Origin of the sequence: Blastococcus sp. CT_GayMR19, from assembly GCF_004570385.1 — a bacterium.
Lineage (GTDB): Bacteria > Actinomycetota > Actinomycetes > Mycobacteriales > Geodermatophilaceae > Blastococcus_B.
This window is the reverse complement of sequence record NZ_SPQL01000007.1, coordinates 145,332-161,458: the sequence shown is the minus strand read 5'-3', so window position 1 is coordinate 161,458 and position 16,127 is coordinate 145,332. Positions and strand designations below refer to the sequence as shown.

Here is a 16,127-nt window from a genome sequence, read left to right as displayed (position 1 = left end):
TCCGTCCGCCGGCTCCTGCCGCGGCACCCGCGGCCCCGGCGGTCACCCGGAGGTATCCGATGACCGCGACACCACAACCCCCCTGGGCGCCAGCCCCGCGACCGAACCCCTGGAGCGCCGGCCGCATCATCGCGCTCGTCCTCGGCCTGCTCGTCCTGCTCTTCTCCGCCCTGTTGCTGATGGGCGGCGGAGCCCTGCTCTCGGCGGATCTGACCGAACGCAGCGACGACGGCTATCTGACCTCGCCCGAGGACACGTTCACCGGGCCCGGATACGCCCTCGTCAGCGAGCGGATCGAGCTCTCCCCCGGCGCTGACTGGGTGCCCCTCGCGGCCGCGCTGGGCACCGCCCGGATCGAGGTGACCGGGACCGTCCCCGGCAGCGAGGTGTTCATCGGCATCGCCCCGGTGACGGACGTGACCGCCTACCTGGAGGGTGTCGAGCGCACGGTCATCGACGACCTGGGCGCCGACGCAGGTCCCGGGACCCCCGTGCCCGGTGGCGCGCCGTCCGGGCTTCCGGGCGACCAGGACTTCTGGACGGACCAGGCCGCCGGCCGGGGCACCGAGCAGGTCAGCTGGGTGCCGGCGGAGGGCGACTGGATGCTCGTGGTGATGAACGCCGACGGATCGGCCGGGGTGTCCGTGGACGCCCGCATCGGCGCTACCTTCCCGGCGCTGACCGGCTTCGGCTGGGGGCTCCTCGTCGCAGGGCTGCTCTGCCTGGCGATCGGCGTGGTCCTGCTGGTGCTGGCCATCCGCCGTCCGTCCGACGCTCGCCGCGGAATGCCTCCGAGCGGATGGCAGGTGCCCGCAGCGCCGGTGCCTGCCGGCCCACCGTCCTGGGCGCCGCCGTCCTCGGGGCCGCCGGTCTCCGGGCCGCCGGTGCCGCCGTGGGTCCCGCCCGCGCAGGCCGACCGGGCCACGGCTCCCGACGGGCAGCCGTCGCCCGAGCGCACGCCGAAACAGTCCTGAAGCCGCCTCCGAGACGACCAGGGCGCCGCGTCCACCGGCACGTTGCGGTGGTCACGGCGCCCTGAGCGCGGCGCTGGTGCGCGTCAGAGGCGGGCCTTGAGGTCCTTGCGCAGGATCTTGCCGGCCGCCGACTTCGGCACCGCCTCGATGAACTCGACGAGGCGGATCTTCTTGTGCGGGGCGACCTTCTCCGCCATGTAGGCCTTGACGGCGTCCTCGGTGAGCTCCGAGCCGGGGGCGCGGACGACGAACGCCTTCGGCAGTTCCTCGCCCGTCTCCTTCTCCGGAACGCCGATGACCGCGGCGTCGGCGATCTCCGGGTGCCCGAGCAGCACGGCCTCGAGCTCGGCCGGCGCCACCTGGTAGCCCTTGTACTTGATCAGCTCCTTGACGCGGTCGACGACGGTGTAGATCCCGCGGTCGTCGACGACCGCGACGTCGCCGGTGTGCAACCAGCCCTCGGCGTCGACGGTGTCGGCCGTGGCCTGCTCGTTGTTGAGGTAGCCCTTCATGACCTGCGGGCCGCGGATCCACAGCTCGCCGCGCTCGCCCGGGGCGGCGTCCTCGCCGGTCGTCGGGTCGATCAGGCGGCACTCGGTATTGGGGATCGCGTAGCCGACCGACCCCTTCGGCACCTCGTGGCCCTCGGCACCGGGCGGCTCGAGGCCCGGGTCGGGCGTGGTGTGCGAGACCGGGGAGAGCTCGGTCATCCCGTAGCCCTGGGCGACGGTGACGCCGGTGTCGGCGCCCTTGCGCAGCCGCTGCTCCACGGCCCTCGCCAGCGACTCGTCCAGCGGGGCGGCACCGGACAGGATCGAGCGCAGCGACGACAGGTCGTAGTTGTCGACGATCGGGTGCTTGGCCAGCGCGACCAGGATCGGCGGCGCGACGAACGCCCGGGTGATCTTCTGGTCCTGCATGGTCCGGAGGAAGTCCTCCAGGTCGAAGCGCGGCAGCGTGACCACCGTTGCGCCCCACGCCAGGCCCTGGTTCATCAGCACGGTCAGGCCGTAGATGTGGAAGAACGGGAGGACGGCGATGATCCGCTCGTTCTCCTGCAGGTCGATCAGCGTCCGGGTCTGCGCCACGTTGGCCACCAGGTTGCGGTGGGTCAGCATGACGCCCTTGGGCAGGCCGGTGGTCCCGCTGGAGTAGGGCAGCGTGACCAGGTCGTTCGCCGGGTCGATGTCCACCTGGGGGGACGGCGCGTCGCTGCCGAGCAGGTCGAGCAGGTTCGCGTGCCCCTCCATGCCGTCCAGGACGATGACCTCGTCGACCGGCGACTTCTCCACGGCCACGGCTGCGCGGTCCATGAACAGCGAGATCGTGATCAGGATCTTGGCGCCGGAGTCCCTGAGCTGGAAGGCGATCTCGTCGGGCGTGTAGAGCGAGTTGATCGGCGACATCACGCAGCCGGCCGCCGCGATCCCGTGGAAGACCACTGGGTACCAGGGCGTGTTCGGGCAGAAGACGGCGACGACGTCGCCCTTCCGCAGGCCCTTGGCGTGCAGCGCCGCGGCGACGCGGTCGACGTAGGCGGACAGCTGACCGTGGGTGATCGTGTCGCCCTTGAGCCCGTCGATCAGCGCCGGGGCATCCGGGCGCTCCCTCCCCGCCGCCAGCACGAACTCCGGCACCGACACATCCGGGATCTCGACATCGGGGTACGGGCTGGCCAGGGCCACAGGAACTCCTCCTCGGGACGATGTGGCGCCAGTCTCACACTGTCCGTGACCGGCCCCACAAGGGGGTTACCCGCGGGTTCACTTGTTCGGATCAGCGCGGCCAGAGCACGGACTGCGTGCAGCGGAACAGGGCGATCGTCTTCCCGGAGGCGGGGTCGCTGACCACGGCGTCCCAGACCTGTGTCGTCCGCCCGGCGTGCGCGTTCGTCGCCACGGTGACGATCCGGCCCTCGCGGACCGTCCCCAGGAAGTTCGACTTCAGCTCGATGGTGGTGAACCCGGCCGACCCGTCCGGGAGCAGCGCGCGGGTGGCCAGCCCGCAGGCGGTGTCGGCCAGCGCCACCACCGTGGCGGCGTGCAGGTAGCCGTTGGGCGCCAGCAGGTCCGGCCGGACGTCGAGCCCGGCCTCCAGCCGGCCGGGCTCGTGCGCGGTGATGACAAGCCCGAGCAGCCCCGGGAGCGTGCCCGGGAGGATCTCGTTGAGCTCGTCTGCGGTGTGGAACCCGGTGGCTGCCATGCCGGGCAACCTAGCCATCCACGCTTTCGGTACCGAGAGCGTGGGCGCGTACCGCCGCTTCCGGTACCGAGAGCAGGTGGGTCAGCCGGGCCGGGCCGTCTCCCAGAGGCCGACGACGTTGCCCTCGGGGTCGGTGAAGTAGGCCGCGAAGCCCATGTCGCCCACCGGCATCTTCGCCGCGACGGTGGAGCCGCCGAGGCCGCCGATCTTCTCCAGCGTGGCATCGATGCTGTCGACGTCCACGACGATCACCGGCCCCGTCGCGGGACCGTCCTTGCGCGCCATCATCCCGCCGTTGATGAACCCGGGCTCGGTGGGGCCGCTGTCCCCGCTCGGGCCCGACATGACCATCGTGTAGCTCATCTCCGGCATCTCCTGCACCTGCCAGCCGAAGACCTCCTTGTAGAAGCCGCGGGCGCGGTCCCCGTCGTCGAAGGGGACCTCGAAGTGCACGACCCGACCGCCCATCTCCACACCTCCGGACTCGACCTGGACCTGTCGCGGCGGAGGCTAGACCCGGCCCGACCCACCCACCAGGGCCCCCGCCCTCGCGGCTTCCGGTACCGAGAGCTGCGCTTCCCGGTTCCGCTTCCGGTACCGAAAGCTGGATTCAGGCGAGGCCGCGGACGGTGCGCACCGGCGGCCGGTCGCCGCGGATCGACGCGACCATGTCCAGCGTCTGCCGGGTCGCCGCCACGTCGTGCGCGCGGAACACCCGCGCCCCCAGCCAGGCGCTGACCGCCGTCGCGGCAAGGGTGCCGGTGAGCCGCTCCTCCAGCGGGACGTCGAGGGTCTCCCCGACGAAGTCCTTGTTGGACAGCGCCACGAGGACGGGCCAGCCGGTGTCCACCATCTCGCCCAGCCGCCGCGTGGCCTCCAGCGAGTGCCGGGTGTTCTTGCCGAAGTCGTGCCCGGGGTCCACGAGCACCCGGTCCCGGTCGACGCCCGCGGCGACGGCGGCGTCCGCGAGCGCCGTCGTCCGGGCGACGATGTCGGCGACGACGTCGTCGTAGGCCACCCGGTGCGGCCGCGTGCGCGGAGGCAGCCCGCCGGCGTGCGTGCAGACGATCCCCGCGCCGGCCTCCGCGGCCACGCCCGCCAGTTCGGGGTCCACCCCGCCCCAGGCGTCGTTGACCACGTCGGCCCCCGCCGCCAGCGCCTCCCGGGCCACGGAGGCGCGCCAGGTGTCGATCGAGATCGGCAGCGCCGGGTGGGCGGCCCGGATCGCCGCGACCAGGTCGACGGTGCGGCGGATCTCCTCGGCGGCGTCGACGTCCTCGCCCGGCGCGGCCTTCACCCCGCCGACGTCGACCATGTCCGCGCCTTCGGCGACCACTCGGTCGACGCGTTCGACGGCGGCGGCCAGCTCGAACGTCGCGCCGCGGTCGTAGAAGGAGTCGGGTGTGCGGTTGACGATCGCCATGACGACGAGGGCGCCGTCCGGCACGTCCAGGGCGCCGAGCCGCAGCAACCGCGTTCCCCCGCTCCGTCCGCCGTCTGCTGGAGTCCGCCAACCTAGACGATGCGCAGGGGACGGCGACGACCGTCTCCGCCCCTGCTTTCGGTGCCGAAAGCAGGGACGCCCTCCGCCGCTTTCGGTACCGGAAGCGGGGCACTCAGTCGACGATGGCCTGGTTGACCAGCGCGCGCAGGTAGTTGCGGATCGGTAGGGTGCTCGAGGGCAGCAGCTGCGTGTAGAAGCTGACCGTCACGTCCTCGACCGGGTCGACGTAGAAAGCCGTCGACGCCGCACCGCCCCAGCTGTAGTCACCGAGGCTGGCGACGACGCCGTACCGCGCCGGGTCGATGACCATCGAGAAGCCCAACCCGAACCCGACCCCGCGCAGCGGCGTCTCGGCGAACAGCGGCCGGCCGAAGGTCTCCAGGTCCTGGTTGCCCGGCAGGTGGTTGCGGGTCATGTGCGTGATCGTCCGCGGGCCGAGCAGCCGCCCGCCGTCGTAGGACCCGCCCCGCCGGAGCAGCTCGGCGAAGCGCAGGTAGTCACCGGCGGTGGACACGAGCCCCCCGCCGCCGGCCAGGAAGTCGGGCTTCGAGTGCGCGGCCGCGCCCATGGCGTCGAACGGCACGAAGCCGGTCGGGGCGCCGCCCGGCTGCCCGGGGACGGCGGCGTACAGCCGCGCCAGCGACTCGAGCTCGTCGCCGTCCCGCAGGCCGAAGGACGTGTTCCGCATGCCCAGCGGCGCGAAGATCCGCTGCTCGAAGAACTCGTCCAGCGGCTGCCCCGAGATCACCTCGACCAGCCGGCCGAGGACGTCGGTGGAGACGCCGTAGTTCCACTCACTGCCCGGCTGGAAGACCAGCGGGACCGACGCCCACTGCCGGCACACCTCGGCGGAGTCCGCGCCGGGAGGGGTGCCCCACTCGTGACCCATCGCGCGGTACATCGCGTCGACCGGGTGGGCGTGGTGGAACCCGTAGGTCAGGCCGGAGGTGTGGGTGAGCAGGTGCCACACGCGGATGGGCTCCACCTGCGGGGCGGTGACCGGCTTCATGGCGGAGCCGGCGACGTACACCCGCGTCTCGGCGAACTCGGGCAGCCACTTCGTGATCGGGTCGCTGAGCTGGAAGGCGCCCTCTTCGTAGAGCATCATCGCCGCGACCGAGGTGACCGGCTTGGTCATCGAGTAGATGCGCCAGCGGGTGTCGGCCTCGACCGGCAGCCCCTCCTCGACGTTCCGGGAGCCGGACCGGCCGACGTGCACCAGCTTCCCGTGCCGGGCCACGGTGACCAGGAAGCCGGGCAGCTGCCCGTCGTCGACCCAGCGGCTCAGCCGCCGGTCGACGCGCTGCAGCCGGGCGGGGTCGAGACCGACCTCCGCGGGATCGGTGCTGACCTGCAGGTCGGTGCCCACGCACACCTCCGGAATCGCCGGAACGCCGTCCGCCGTCGGACGGCGCCTGTTCCCCGCATCCTGACCCACGGCGTTGTGGGCCGGACCACACGGGGTCGGCAGCCGCCCGACGGCGGAGGAGGTCAGGTCCTGGGCAGACCCGGTCGATCAGACCGGAACGCTGCTGGCGGCCTTCTTCAGGTTCGAGCCGGCGGTCACCTTGACGGTGTTGGCGGCGGGGATGTCGAGCGACTCACCGGTCTGCGGGTTGCGGCCGGTGCGCGCGGAACGCTGGGTGCGCTCGACGGTCAGCAGCCCGGAGACGGCGACCTTCTCGCCGCGGGTGATGGCGTCGACGAGCTCGTCCTGCAGCCCGGCGAGGACCGAGTCGACGGTCGAGGCCGGGACGTCGGCGCGCTTGGCGATGGCGGAGACCAGTTCGGCCTTGTTCATGAGGTTCCTCTCGTGAGTGCGGTGGCAGGTGCCTGGGCTCGGCACGCGGCCGGCTCCATCCCCCGACGCGGCGGGCGCCGGCGGGGCCTCCCGGCATCCGCACACGGGGGCGCGGAGGATTCGGGAGCAGCCGGCGCTCGTGCAGCGCCGGACCCCGGGCACCGTGCCATGCCGACCGGGGGTCTGGCCAGCGGGGGGTCTGGAGAACCCCGCGGGCCCCTCGTGTCTCAGCCCCGGACGCACGGGAGCGGAGCGCGAGGACGACGTCCTCGCGCTCCGCTCCGGAGGTGCGCTGATCAGATGGCGACGATGCGGTCGCGCACGGCCTGCACCAGCTCGGGGGTGATGTCGGTGACGCCGTGGTCGCGGGATGCGTGACCGGCGACCTGCGCGAAGATCCCGTCCTCGTCCGAGGCCGAGAAGCGGGCGCTGCAGCCGGGGATGACGTCTCCGCAGGCGAAGGTCTTCATGGGTGGACTCCACGTCGTCGAGCGGTCTGGGCGGTGGTGCGACCGGTCGCCGGGGTGGCGGCCGGGGGTCTGGTGGGGTCAGCGGCTCTTCCGTGCAGCGGAGGCGAGATCCTCGATGCGCAGCAGGCCGAGCACCGATCCGGCGGGGTCGGTGCACAGGACCGGGTCGAACCGCTGCGCCGGAGGCCGGGTGAGCGCCCGCTGCAGGGTCTCGGTGACGTCGGCGGAGGGGTGCACCCGCAGCGACACCGGGGCGGTGTAGACCTCCGCCGTCCGCAGGTCGGCGAGGACCAGTGCGACGGGCTCGCCCTGCGGACCGACCAGCACGGCAGGGGGCAGCTCGCCGGCTCCCTCGGTCTGGCGGACGGGCCGCAGCAGGCTGGCCACGCTGTCGGTGAGCCGGGCGCGGGCGACCTGCGAGCGCACCATCGTCACCACGTCGGGAGCCAGCGGCTGGAACGTCGGGGCCGGCCGGCCGAGCAGCCAGCCCTGACCCAGCGGGACCCCGAGCCGGGCGAAGGCGGCCAGCTCGGCCGGGGTCTCCAGTCCCTCGGCCAGCAGCCAGGCGTCGATCCGGCCGGCGAACTCGCCGAGCATCTCGGCCAGGGCCACCCGCACGGGGTCGGCATCGGCGTCGCTGACCAGCGCGCGGTCGAGCTTCACCACCTGGGGCCGCAGGGCGGCGAGCTGCTGCAGCCCCGAGTAGCCGCTGCCGGCGTCGTCCAGGGCGATGAGCGCGCCCCGCTCGCGGAGCTCGTCGCACTGGCGGCGCAGCAGGGCCAGGTCGTCCACCGGGGTGTGCTCGGTCAGTTCGACGACGACGCGGCGCAGGTCGGGCCGGGTGGCCAGCGCGTCCTGCACGGGCGCCGAGCCGAGGATGTGCGGGCTGACGTTGACGGTGAGGAACGTGTTGGCGGGCAGGTCGGGGACGACGTCCAGCGCCTTGTGGATCGCCAGGGACTCGAGTTCCGCGGCCAGGCCGGCCTCGGCCGCGGCGGCGAACCACACGTCGGGCCCGGCCGTGCCGGGGAAGCGGGCCAGCGCCTCGTAGCCGGCGACCGTCGCGGCGGCGAGATCGACGATCGGCTGGAACACCAGCGTCAGGTCGTCGGGATCGGCGAGCAGCGGACGGCAGTCCGGCAGTACCCGCGTCCGCGCTCCCAGCATGTCGGGTCCATCGGCCGGTGGCCGGAGTTGCTTGAACCCGGGCGGGGCGCGTGCCTCTCCGAGGCGTCCCGGACACCAACGGGTGCCGGGCGTTCAGCCGGGAGGAGCATCGTGCCGGACGGGGCCGCATGACAGCATGGAGGCCTGCGGTGGCGGGCGGCGCCGCCGGACGGACGCGGAGGGGGAGTTGGTGGCCTCAGTGGCTCGGCCCGCGCCCCTGCAGCCGGACGTCCTCCACGACCCGCACCGCGTCGCGGCCGCACGCCGGCTGCTGCTCGAGGTCTACGGGCACGCCGCCTTCGACCGGCTCTCGGGGCTCGCCGCCCGGCTGCTCGGCACCGGCCACGCCAAGGTCACCCTCTTCACCGACCAGGACACCGTCGTCGGCGGCCACGGTCTGCCCCCCGGGGTGGTGGGTGGTCCCGCGCTGCTGACCGGTGTGCTCTCCGCGTTCGTGGTGCGCACCGGGTCTCCGCTGGTGGTCCCCTGCGCGGCGGAGGACGAGCGGGTCTCGGGGGTGGAGGCCGTCACCTCCGGCCAGGTCCAGGCCTACCTCGGCGTGCCTCTGATCGCGGCTTCAGGGCACATCGTCGGCGTTCTCGCGGCCTACGACGCCGAGCCGCGCCCCTGGTCCGACGACGAGGCGGCCCTGCTCGAGCAGCTCGGGGCCAGTGTGGTCGCCGAGCTGGAGCTCTCGGCCGCGCAGTCGGCGATCGGGACGTCGGACGCCCGGCTGGAGATCGCGCTCGAGGCCAGTTCGATCGGTACCTGGGAACGTGACCTGCGCACGGGGTCGGTCTTCTGGGACGAACGCTGCGCGGCGATCTTCGGCGTCGACGGAGCCGTGGAATCGCGCCCGGTCGAGCAGATCATGAACGACCACGTCCACCCCGACGACCGGGCGCTGGCATCCGAGGCCCTGCGCGAGGCACTCGAGCAGGGCGGCCAGTTCACGGCGGAGACCCGGACCATCGATCCGGACGGCCGGGTCCGCTGGGTGGTGTCCCGGGGCCGGGTGGTGCGGGACGCCACCGGCGAGCCGGTGCGCGTCCTGGGCACCGTCCTCGACGTCACCGACGCGCGGCAGCAGGCCGATCAGCGGCTCGCGGCGCTGCAGCGGGCGACGGCGGTCTCGCAGGTCGCCGCCGAGCTGGCCAACGCCGCCCGGTTCGAGGACCTGGCCGACGTGGTGCTGCGCGGCGCGCGGGTGCTCGGCGCCCAGTCGAGCCTGCTGGCCGTCTTCGCCCCCGACGGCGGGTCCCTGCGCCTGCACATGACCCGGGGCCTCGCCGACGAGGTGCAGGAACACGTGGACTACCCCGTCGAGGGCATCGAGCTCCAGCTCGACGACACCCAGCCGACGCAGTACGCCGCCATGCACGGGGAGCGCGTGCTGCTGGCCGACACCCAGGAGATGTTCGCCCGGTTCCCCTCGACCCGGGAGGGCAGCGAGGTGCTCGGCGTGCGCGCCATCGCCGCCCTGCCGCTGAGGGTCGAAGGCCGGATCCTCGGTGCGTTCGTCGCGTTGTGGACGATCGACCACAGCTTCTCCGAGGACGACGCCGAGCTGCTCGAGGCGCTCGCGGCGCAGATCGCGCTCAGCGTCTCGCGGCTGCGGGCCGACGACGAGCGGGCGGCCGCGGTCGCCGCCATGGCCGAGGCGAACCAGCGCCTGCAGCTGCTGGCCGACGCCGGCCGCGTGCTCTCGGGGTCGCTCGACATCAACCAGCAGATCGGCCAGCTCGCCGAGCTCGTCGTCCCGGCGCTCGGCGACTGGTGCTGGATCGTCGTCACCGACGAGCAGGGCCGGCTGCACGACCTCGCGTGCGCCCACCGGGACCCCGCCCGCCGGGCGGAACTGGAGACCTACGTCGAGTCGATGGTCAACGTCATGACCGACGCGGCGGGAGCCCGGGTGGTCACGCGGACCGGGCAGCCGCTCGTCCTCCCGGAGATCGACCGCGAGCGGGTGGTCGCCGCGCTGCCCGACGCCGCCGCGCAGGAGAGCCTCGAGCTGCTGGGTGCGGCGTCCGGGGCGATCGTGCCGCTCGTGGCCCGCGGTCAGACCCTGGGCGCGCTCGGGCTCTTCACCGGCAAGGACCGCGGCCCGCACACCCCCGGCGAGGTCGACACCGCGGTGGAGATCGGCCGCCGGGCCGGCCTGGCCCTGCACCACGCCCGGCTCTACGGCCAGCAGCGGGACCTCGCCGACGCGTTGCAGCGGAGCATGCTCACCGCCCCGCCCGAGCCGAACCACTGCGAGATCGCGGTCCGCTACGTGCCGGCCGCCGAGGGCGCCGAGATCGGCGGCGACTGGTACGACGCCTTCCTCCAGGAGGACGGCGGCACCGTGCTGGCCATCGGTGACGTCGCCGGCCACGACACCCGCGCCGCCGCCGCGATGGGACAGGTGCGCGGGCTGCTGCGCGGGATCGGCTACTCCAGCGGCGGCACGCCGGCCGAGATCCTCACCGAGCTCGACCGCGCGGTGCAGGGGCTGGCCCTCGACACGATGGCGACCGCGCTGGTGGGCCGCCTCGAGGAGAGCGACGAGGACCTCCGTACCGGCCGGACCTGGTTCCGCTGGTCGAGTGCCGGTCATCCCGCGCCGATCGTGATCGACGCCGAGGGCGAGGTGACCCTGCTCGACGGGGCACCCGCCGACCTGCTCCTCGGTGTGGCCCCGAGCACGCGTCGGGCGGACCGGGTCGCCTGCCTGACCCGCGGCGCAACCCTGCTGCTCTACACCGACGGGCTGGTGGAGCGCCGCGACCGGGACGTCGACGCCGGGACGGACGAGCTGATGGCGGTGCTGCGGGAGTACGCCGGACTCCCGCTCGAGGAGCTGTGCGACCGGGTGCTCCAGCGGCTGTTCCTGCCCGACGCGGAGGACGACGTCGCCATGCTCGCCGTCCGCCTGCACCCGCAGAGCGAGCCGCGCCCACCGGAATCGGGGCCGCAGCAGGTGCCGGCGAACATCGAGCCGGCACCGGCGGTCCACCCGGAGGCCCCGCGCGCCGGGTGAGTCACTCCCGGCGGCGCCGGCGGCGCAGCCGGGTGCGGGTGCGTTCCGGCAGGTCGACGGCGACCGGTGCCTCCCAGCCGCGCCAGACGGAGAGCACCCGCAGCGTGGCCACGAGCACGATGACGGCGGCCGCGACCGGGAGGGGGTCCACGCCGAGCGGGCCCGCGAGCACCGCCAGCAGCGAGGCCCCGATCATGGCGGCGACGGCGTTGTACGGGCCCGGCTGCACGATGTCGGCCCGCTGGGCGAGCAGGACGTCACGGATGACCGCCCCGCCGACCGCCGTCGCCGTCCCGATGAACACGACGGAGGCGCTGGGCAGGCCGGCGATCTGCGCCTTCTGGGCGCCGATGACGGTGAAGAAGCCCAGCGTGATCGCGTCCAGGACCACCAGCAGGCCGGTCAGACGGGCCAGCCAGCCGGAGAAGTAGAACGTCACCGCGGCGGCGATGGACACGGTCGGCAGGTAGGCCGGGTTGGTCATGGCCACCGGAGGCAGGTCGCCGAGGAGGACGTCGCGGATCAGGCCGCCGCCGAGGCCGCCGCTGACCGCGAGGAGCAGCACCCCGGAGACCGCGAAACCCTCCCGCGCGGCGAGCAGTCCGCCGGTGAGGGCGCCGATGACGATGGCGGCGAGGTCGACGGCCGCGGGTATCCGCAGGGCCGTGTCCGCTGCGGCGATGATCTCCACGAGGCCCATCTTTCGTGACCTCCCGCCGTGATCATCGGGTTGGTGTCGCTGCGGGCGGCGTGTCCCGCCGTGTCGGCGGCCGCAACCCGATGATCAACGTCGCGGTTCGCCGCTCACTGGGCGGGGGCGACCTGGAGGTCGGTGGCGCTCTCCTCGGGCGTGGAGTCGCCCTCGGCCTCGCTGCGCACCTCGGCGTCGCGGGCCGCCATCGCCTCCTGGCGGGCCTCCTCCTCGTCCAGGATCCGCGCGGCCTTCCATCCGTGGGGGATGGCGAAGGCGTCCACCAGCGTGGCCAGGTGCGGCCGCAGGTCCCGGAGCAGCTGGTTGACGGTACTGGTGAGGAGTTTGGCGCGGGCGGGCGTGAGCTGGCCGTGCTCGAGGAACCAGGCCTTGTCCGCCTCGATCGTCGAGAGCGCGTAGAGGTCGCAGACGGCGTCCAGCAGCCGCTTCGCAGCGGGGTCGTCGGTGCGGTCGACGCCGGCCACGAAGGCCTCCATCACGACCCGGTCGATGTGCGTCTGCGCCGTCTTGAGCACGTGGTCCTGGACGTCGTTGAACATCTCGAAGGGCGCCATGCCGGGCGTGGTCGAGTTCTTCCGCAGCCGCCGGATGGCGCCCTCCAGCGCGTGCTTCTCCCGGAACTCGAGCATCTTCAGCTGCCAGCCGCGGGTGAGCATCGGGATCTCGACATCGTTCCGGCTCGGGACGGCGTCGATCAGCCGCGCGATCAGCGCCCGGGCCGCCGTCCGCTCCAGCACCGTCTCGCGGACCATGTCGGCGATGAAGCCGACCTTTCCCCAGCCCTCCAGCGAGCCGAACGCGTCGCGGTAGCCGGTGAGCAGGCCCTTGGCCACGAGCTGCAGGAGGACGGTGTTGTCGCCCTCGAAGGTGGTGAAGACGTCGGTGTCGGCCTTGAGGTGCGGCAGGCGGTTCTCCTGCAGGTACCCCGCTCCGCCGCAGGCCTCGCGGCAGAGCTGGATGGTGCGGGTGGCGTGCCAGGTCTGGGCGACCTTGAGGCCCGCGGCCCGCGACTCCAGCTCGCGCTGCGCCTTCTCGTCGATCGTCTCCGCCGCCTGGACGTCGTGCATCGTCTCGACCAGCTGCCCCTGCGCGAAGTGCAGCGCGTACGTGGTGGCCAGCGCCGGCAGCAGCTTGCGCTGGTGCACCAGGTAGTCGTTGACGACGATCTCGCGGTCCTCGCCCGGGGCGGCGAACTGGCGCCGGACGTCGCCGTAGCGGACCGCGATGTCGAGGGCCAGCTTGGTCGCCGAGGCGGCCGATCCGCCGACGCTGACCCGTCCGCGCACCAGGGTGCCGAGCATGGTGAAGAAGCGCCGTGTCTCGTTCGCGATGGAGCTCGTGTACGTGCCGTCCGCGGCGACCTGGCCGTAGCGGTCGAGCAGCATGTCGCGGGGGACCTGCACGTGGTCGAAGGTCAGCCGGCCGTTGTCGACGCCGTTGAGCCCGGCCTTCGCGCCGTCGTCCTCGATGGTGACGCCGGGGCACGACTGGCCCTGCTCGTCGCGGATCGGCACCAGCCAGGCGTGCACGCCGTGGTTCTTCCCCTGCGTGATGAGCTGCGCGAAGACGACCGCCATCCGCCCGTCCCTGGCCGCGTTGCCGATGTAGTCCTTGCGGGCGGCCTGGTGCGGGGTGTGCAGGTCGAAGGTCTCGGTGGCCGGGTCGTAGGTGCACGTCGTCCGTAACTGCTGGACGTCGGAGCCGTGGCCGGTCTCGGTCATGGCGAAGCAGCCGGGCAGGTCGAAGCTCATGACGTCGCGGAGGTACAGGTCGTGCTGCCGCCTGCTGCCGAGCATCTGCAGCGCCCCGCCGAACAGGCCCCACTGGACGCCGGCCTTGACCATCAGCGACAGGTCGCCGAAGGCCAGCATCTCGATCGACGTGACCGAGCCGCCGGCGTCGTCCTCGCCGCCGTACTCCTTGGGGAAGCCGAAGCCCACCCGGCCCGACTCGGCCAGCTTCTTGGCCGCCCGGGTCACCCGCTCGCGGGCCTCCTGCACGTTCTCGCCGTAGACCGGGAGGAAGTCGGGGTCGTTCAGGTTCTCCCGGGCGTCGCGGCGCACGTGGGCCCACCGGCCGTCCAGGACCTCCTGGATGCGGGCGGGATCCACCGACGTGGGCAGGCTGCTCGTCACTTCTCCTCCAGCGTGCTCGTGGGTACGACGCCGGACAGTCCGGCCCAGGCGAGATCGGTCAGGTGGGCGGCGAGCTCGGAGCGCAGCATGGGCCGCTCGGCCTGGAGCCACCAGTCGGCGGCCGAACGGACGAGCCCGACGAGGCCGTGACCCCAGGGGGCGGCCGCGGCCGGATCCCGGCCGGCCTGCTCCAGGGCCGTCGCCATCAGCGCCGCCGCCTGGTTCCCCACGAGCGCCGACAGGCTGGTAATCGGGTCGCCGTCCCCGGCCGGACCCCCGTGGACGACGAAGCGGTAGAGCTCGGGATCGGCCTCGAGGAAGGTCAGGTAGGTCTCGATCGCCGCGGCGATCATCCGGCGGGGCTGCGGGCTGCTCAGCATCGCCTCGCGGAGCTTCGGCAGCAGCTGCTCGGCCACCCGGGCGCAGACGGCGGCGTGCAGCTCGGTGCGATCGGCGAAGTGCCGGTAGACGGCGGTCTTGCTCGTCCCGGCCTCGGCGGCGATCTCCTCCATGCCCACGCCGGCTCCGTGCCGGCCGACCGCGGCGAGGGTCGCCTGGACGAGTTGTTCACGCCGGGCGCGGCGGTGTTCGTCCCATCTAGAGTCGCGGCGGTCACGGGCCTGCGCCACATTCCCCGGGGCGCGGTCCGGCCGGCGGTGTGGACCGTCGGCAGGCATAGCGTGCGACGTAGCTCTCACCCCCTCGGCTTTCACGTAACCGACGGTACCGCGTACCGTCGGTACCGACCAGTCCACCCCCGACCTCGGAGGTCTCCAGTGGCTACGACTCGCAAGGCGGCGATCGTCGGCGGGAACCGGATCCCGTTCGCCCGCTCCAACTCGGCGTACGCGCAGGCGTCGAACCAGGACATGCTGACCGCCACCCTCGACGGCCTCGTCGCCCGGTTCGGCCTGCAGGGCAAGCAGCTGGGCGAGGTCGTCGCGGGCGCCGTCCTCAAGCACTCGCGCGACTTCAACCTGACCCGCGAGAGCGTCCTGGGCTCGAAGCTCTCGGCGACCACGCCGGCCTACGACGTCCAGCAGGCCTGCGGCACCGGCCTGGAGGCCGCGATCCTGGTCGCCAACAAGGTCGCCCTCGGGCAGATCGAGTCCGGCATCGCGGGCGGTGTGGACACGACGTCCGACGCACCCCTCGCCGTCGGCGACGACCTGCGCCGCGCGCTGATCGGCCTGAACAACGCCCGGACGCTGCAGCAGCGGCTCAAGGCGATCGGGAAGATCCGGCCGGGTCAGCTCGTCCCGGAGGCACCGCGCAACGCCGAGCCGCGCACCGGCCTCGCGATGGGCGACCACGCGGCGATCACCGCCGAGGAGTGGGAGATCGGTCGCGAGGAGCAGGACGAGCTCGCCGTCCGGTCGCACCGGAACATGGCCGCCGCCTACGACCGTGGCTTCTTCGACGACCTGGTGACGCCGTTCCTCGGCCTGGCCCGGGACAACAACCTGCGGCCGGACTCGTCCCTGGAGAAGCTCTCCACGCTCAAGCCGGTCTTCGGCAAGGGCGAGGGCGCCACGATGACGGCGGGCAACTCGACCCCGCTCACCGACGGCGCCTCCGCCGTCCTGCTCGCCTCGGACGAGTGGGCGGAGGCCCGCGGTCTGCCGGTGCTCGCCCACCTGGTCGACGCCCAGACCGCGGCGGTCGACTACGTGCACGGCGGCGAGGGCCTGCTGATGGCCCCGGTCTACGCGATGCCGGTGATGCTGGCCCGCAACGGCCTGACCCTGCAGGACTTCGACTTCTACGAGATCCACGAGGCCTTCGCCTCCACGGTCCTCGCGACGCTGAAGGCCTGGGAGGACGCGGACTTCTGCAAGGCGAAGCTCGGCCTCGACGCCCCGCTGGGCTCGATCGACCGCGGGAAGCTCAACGTCAACGGCTCGTCCCTGGCGGCCGGTCACCCGTTCGCCGCGACCGGCGGCCGGATCGTGGCCCAGCTCGCCAAGACGCTGCACGAGGCCGGCCCCGGCAAGCGCGGGCTGATCTCCATCTGCGCCGCCGGCGGCCAGGGCGTCGTCGCCATCCTCGAGTCCTGACCCCCCTCCGCAGCTTTCGGTACCGAAAGCTGCGGTTACCTGCCCAGCTTTCTGTACCGAAAGCTGGAACGAGAGGAAGA

General features: G+C 73.0%; 14 protein-coding genes. 3 read left to right on the top strand and 11 right to left on the bottom strand.

The features are described from left to right. The first annotated feature begins 59 nt into the window (after positions 1 to 59). Positions 60 to 974, top strand: a complete 915-nt coding sequence (locus E4P39_RS11860; RefSeq protein WP_135136782.1) for a hypothetical protein — start codon at positions 60 to 62, stop codon at positions 972 to 974. An 83-nt stretch (positions 975 to 1,057) separates the two neighbouring features. Here the strand turns inward: E4P39_RS11860 and E4P39_RS11855 are convergent, their stop codons facing one another. The 8 genes from E4P39_RS11855 to E4P39_RS11820 form a co-directional block, all read right to left on the bottom strand. Continuing rightward, entirely contained in the window at positions 1,058 to 2,659 is a 1,602-nt protein-coding gene (locus E4P39_RS11855) for a 4-coumarate--CoA ligase family protein (protein WP_135136781.1), read from the bottom strand. Between the two features lie 91 nt (positions 2,660 to 2,750). Continuing rightward, positions 2,751 to 3,176, bottom strand: a complete 426-nt coding sequence (locus E4P39_RS11850; protein WP_135136780.1) for a PaaI family thioesterase — start codon at positions 3,174 to 3,176, stop codon at positions 2,751 to 2,753. Between the two features lie 81 nt (positions 3,177 to 3,257). Next, complete coding sequence (locus tag E4P39_RS11845) at positions 3,258 to 3,644, bottom strand: VOC family protein (RefSeq protein WP_135136779.1); 387 nt, start codon at positions 3,642 to 3,644, stop codon at positions 3,258 to 3,260. 142 nt (positions 3,645 to 3,786) lie between these two features. Beyond that, the gene (folP, locus tag E4P39_RS11840) at positions 3,787 to 4,647 is read right to left on the bottom strand and encodes a dihydropteroate synthase (protein ID WP_135136778.1); all 861 of its coding nucleotides are present in this window, start codon (positions 4,645 to 4,647) and stop codon (positions 3,787 to 3,789) included. A 145-nt stretch (positions 4,648 to 4,792) separates the two neighbouring features. After that, positions 4,793 to 6,049 carry a serine hydrolase domain-containing protein gene (locus E4P39_RS11835; RefSeq protein ID WP_135136777.1) on the bottom strand — a complete coding sequence of 419 codons (1,257 nt, stop codon included), beginning with the start codon at positions 6,047 to 6,049 and terminating at the stop codon, positions 4,793 to 4,795. 147 nt (positions 6,050 to 6,196) lie between these two features. Next, entirely contained in the window at positions 6,197 to 6,481 is a 285-nt protein-coding gene (locus tag E4P39_RS11830) for an HU family DNA-binding protein (protein ID WP_135136776.1), read from the bottom strand. Between the two features lie 296 nt (positions 6,482 to 6,777). Then, entirely contained in the window at positions 6,778 to 6,951 is a 174-nt protein-coding gene (locus E4P39_RS11825) for a DUF1059 domain-containing protein (RefSeq protein WP_135136775.1), read from the bottom strand. A 78-nt stretch (positions 6,952 to 7,029) separates the two neighbouring features. Continuing rightward, entirely contained in the window at positions 7,030 to 8,118 is a 1,089-nt protein-coding gene (locus tag E4P39_RS11820) for an EAL domain-containing protein (RefSeq protein WP_135136774.1), read from the bottom strand. Positions 8,119 to 8,308: 190 nt separating this feature from the next. Between E4P39_RS11820 and E4P39_RS11815 the strand changes: the two genes are divergently transcribed. Then, positions 8,309 to 11,143, top strand: a complete 2,835-nt coding sequence (locus tag E4P39_RS11815; protein WP_245159781.1) for a SpoIIE family protein phosphatase — start codon at positions 8,309 to 8,311, stop codon at positions 11,141 to 11,143. Position 11,144: 1 nt separating this feature from the next. Here E4P39_RS11815 and E4P39_RS11810 read toward each other — a convergent pair whose 3' ends face one another. From E4P39_RS11810 to E4P39_RS11800, 3 genes are all read right to left on the bottom strand, one after another. Next, a complete protein-coding gene (locus E4P39_RS11810; RefSeq protein WP_245159780.1) occupies positions 11,145 to 11,843 on the bottom strand; it encodes a TRIC cation channel family protein in 699 nt (232 codons plus the stop codon). Between the two features lie 104 nt (positions 11,844 to 11,947). Continuing rightward, positions 11,948 to 13,990 (bottom strand): acyl-CoA dehydrogenase, encoded by a 2,043-nt coding sequence (locus E4P39_RS11805; RefSeq protein WP_245159779.1) that lies wholly within the window; start codon positions 13,988 to 13,990, stop codon positions 11,948 to 11,950. After that, a complete protein-coding gene (locus tag E4P39_RS11800) occupies positions 13,987 to 14,667 on the bottom strand; it encodes a TetR family transcriptional regulator (protein ID WP_135136772.1) in 681 nt (226 codons plus the stop codon). Before E4P39_RS11800 ends, E4P39_RS11805 begins: the two co-directional genes overlap by 4 nt. Positions 14,668 to 14,766: 99 nt before the next feature. Between E4P39_RS11800 and E4P39_RS11795 the strand changes: the two genes are divergently transcribed. Further along, on the top strand, positions 14,767 to 16,047 hold the full coding sequence (locus E4P39_RS11795; RefSeq protein WP_135136771.1) for an acetyl-CoA C-acetyltransferase: 1,281 nt from the start codon (positions 14,767 to 14,769) through the stop codon (positions 16,045 to 16,047). The last annotated feature ends 80 nt before the right edge of the window (positions 16,048 to 16,127 follow it).

What these genes read in the sequence shown, in the direction of transcription:
- E4P39_RS11860 (WP_135136782.1), top strand. Translation starts at nt 60, where the DNA reads ATGACCGCGACACCACAACCCCCCTGGGCGCCAGCCCCGCGACCGAAC.
- E4P39_RS11850 (WP_135136780.1), bottom strand. Translation starts at nt 3,176, where the DNA reads ATGGCAGCCACCGGGTTCCACACCGCAGACGAGCTCAACGAGATCCTC.
- E4P39_RS11845 (WP_135136779.1), bottom strand. Translation starts at nt 3,644, where the DNA reads ATGGGCGGTCGGGTCGTGCACTTCGAGGTCCCCTTCGACGACGGGGAC.
- E4P39_RS11830 (WP_135136776.1), bottom strand. Translation starts at nt 6,481, where the DNA reads ATGAACAAGGCCGAACTGGTCTCCGCCATCGCCAAGCGCGCCGACGTC.
- E4P39_RS11825 (WP_135136775.1), bottom strand. Translation starts at nt 6,951, where the DNA reads ATGAAGACCTTCGCCTGCGGAGACGTCATCCCCGGCTGCAGCGCCCGC.
- E4P39_RS11820 (WP_135136774.1), bottom strand. Translation starts at nt 8,118, where the DNA reads ATGCTGGGAGCGCGGACGCGGGTACTGCCGGACTGCCGTCCGCTGCTC.
- E4P39_RS11810 (WP_245159780.1), bottom strand. Translation starts at nt 11,843, where the DNA reads ATGGGCCTCGTGGAGATCATCGCCGCAGCGGACACGGCCCTGCGGATA.
- E4P39_RS11800 (WP_135136772.1), bottom strand. Translation starts at nt 14,667, where the DNA reads ATGCCTGCCGACGGTCCACACCGCCGGCCGGACCGCGCCCCGGGGAAT.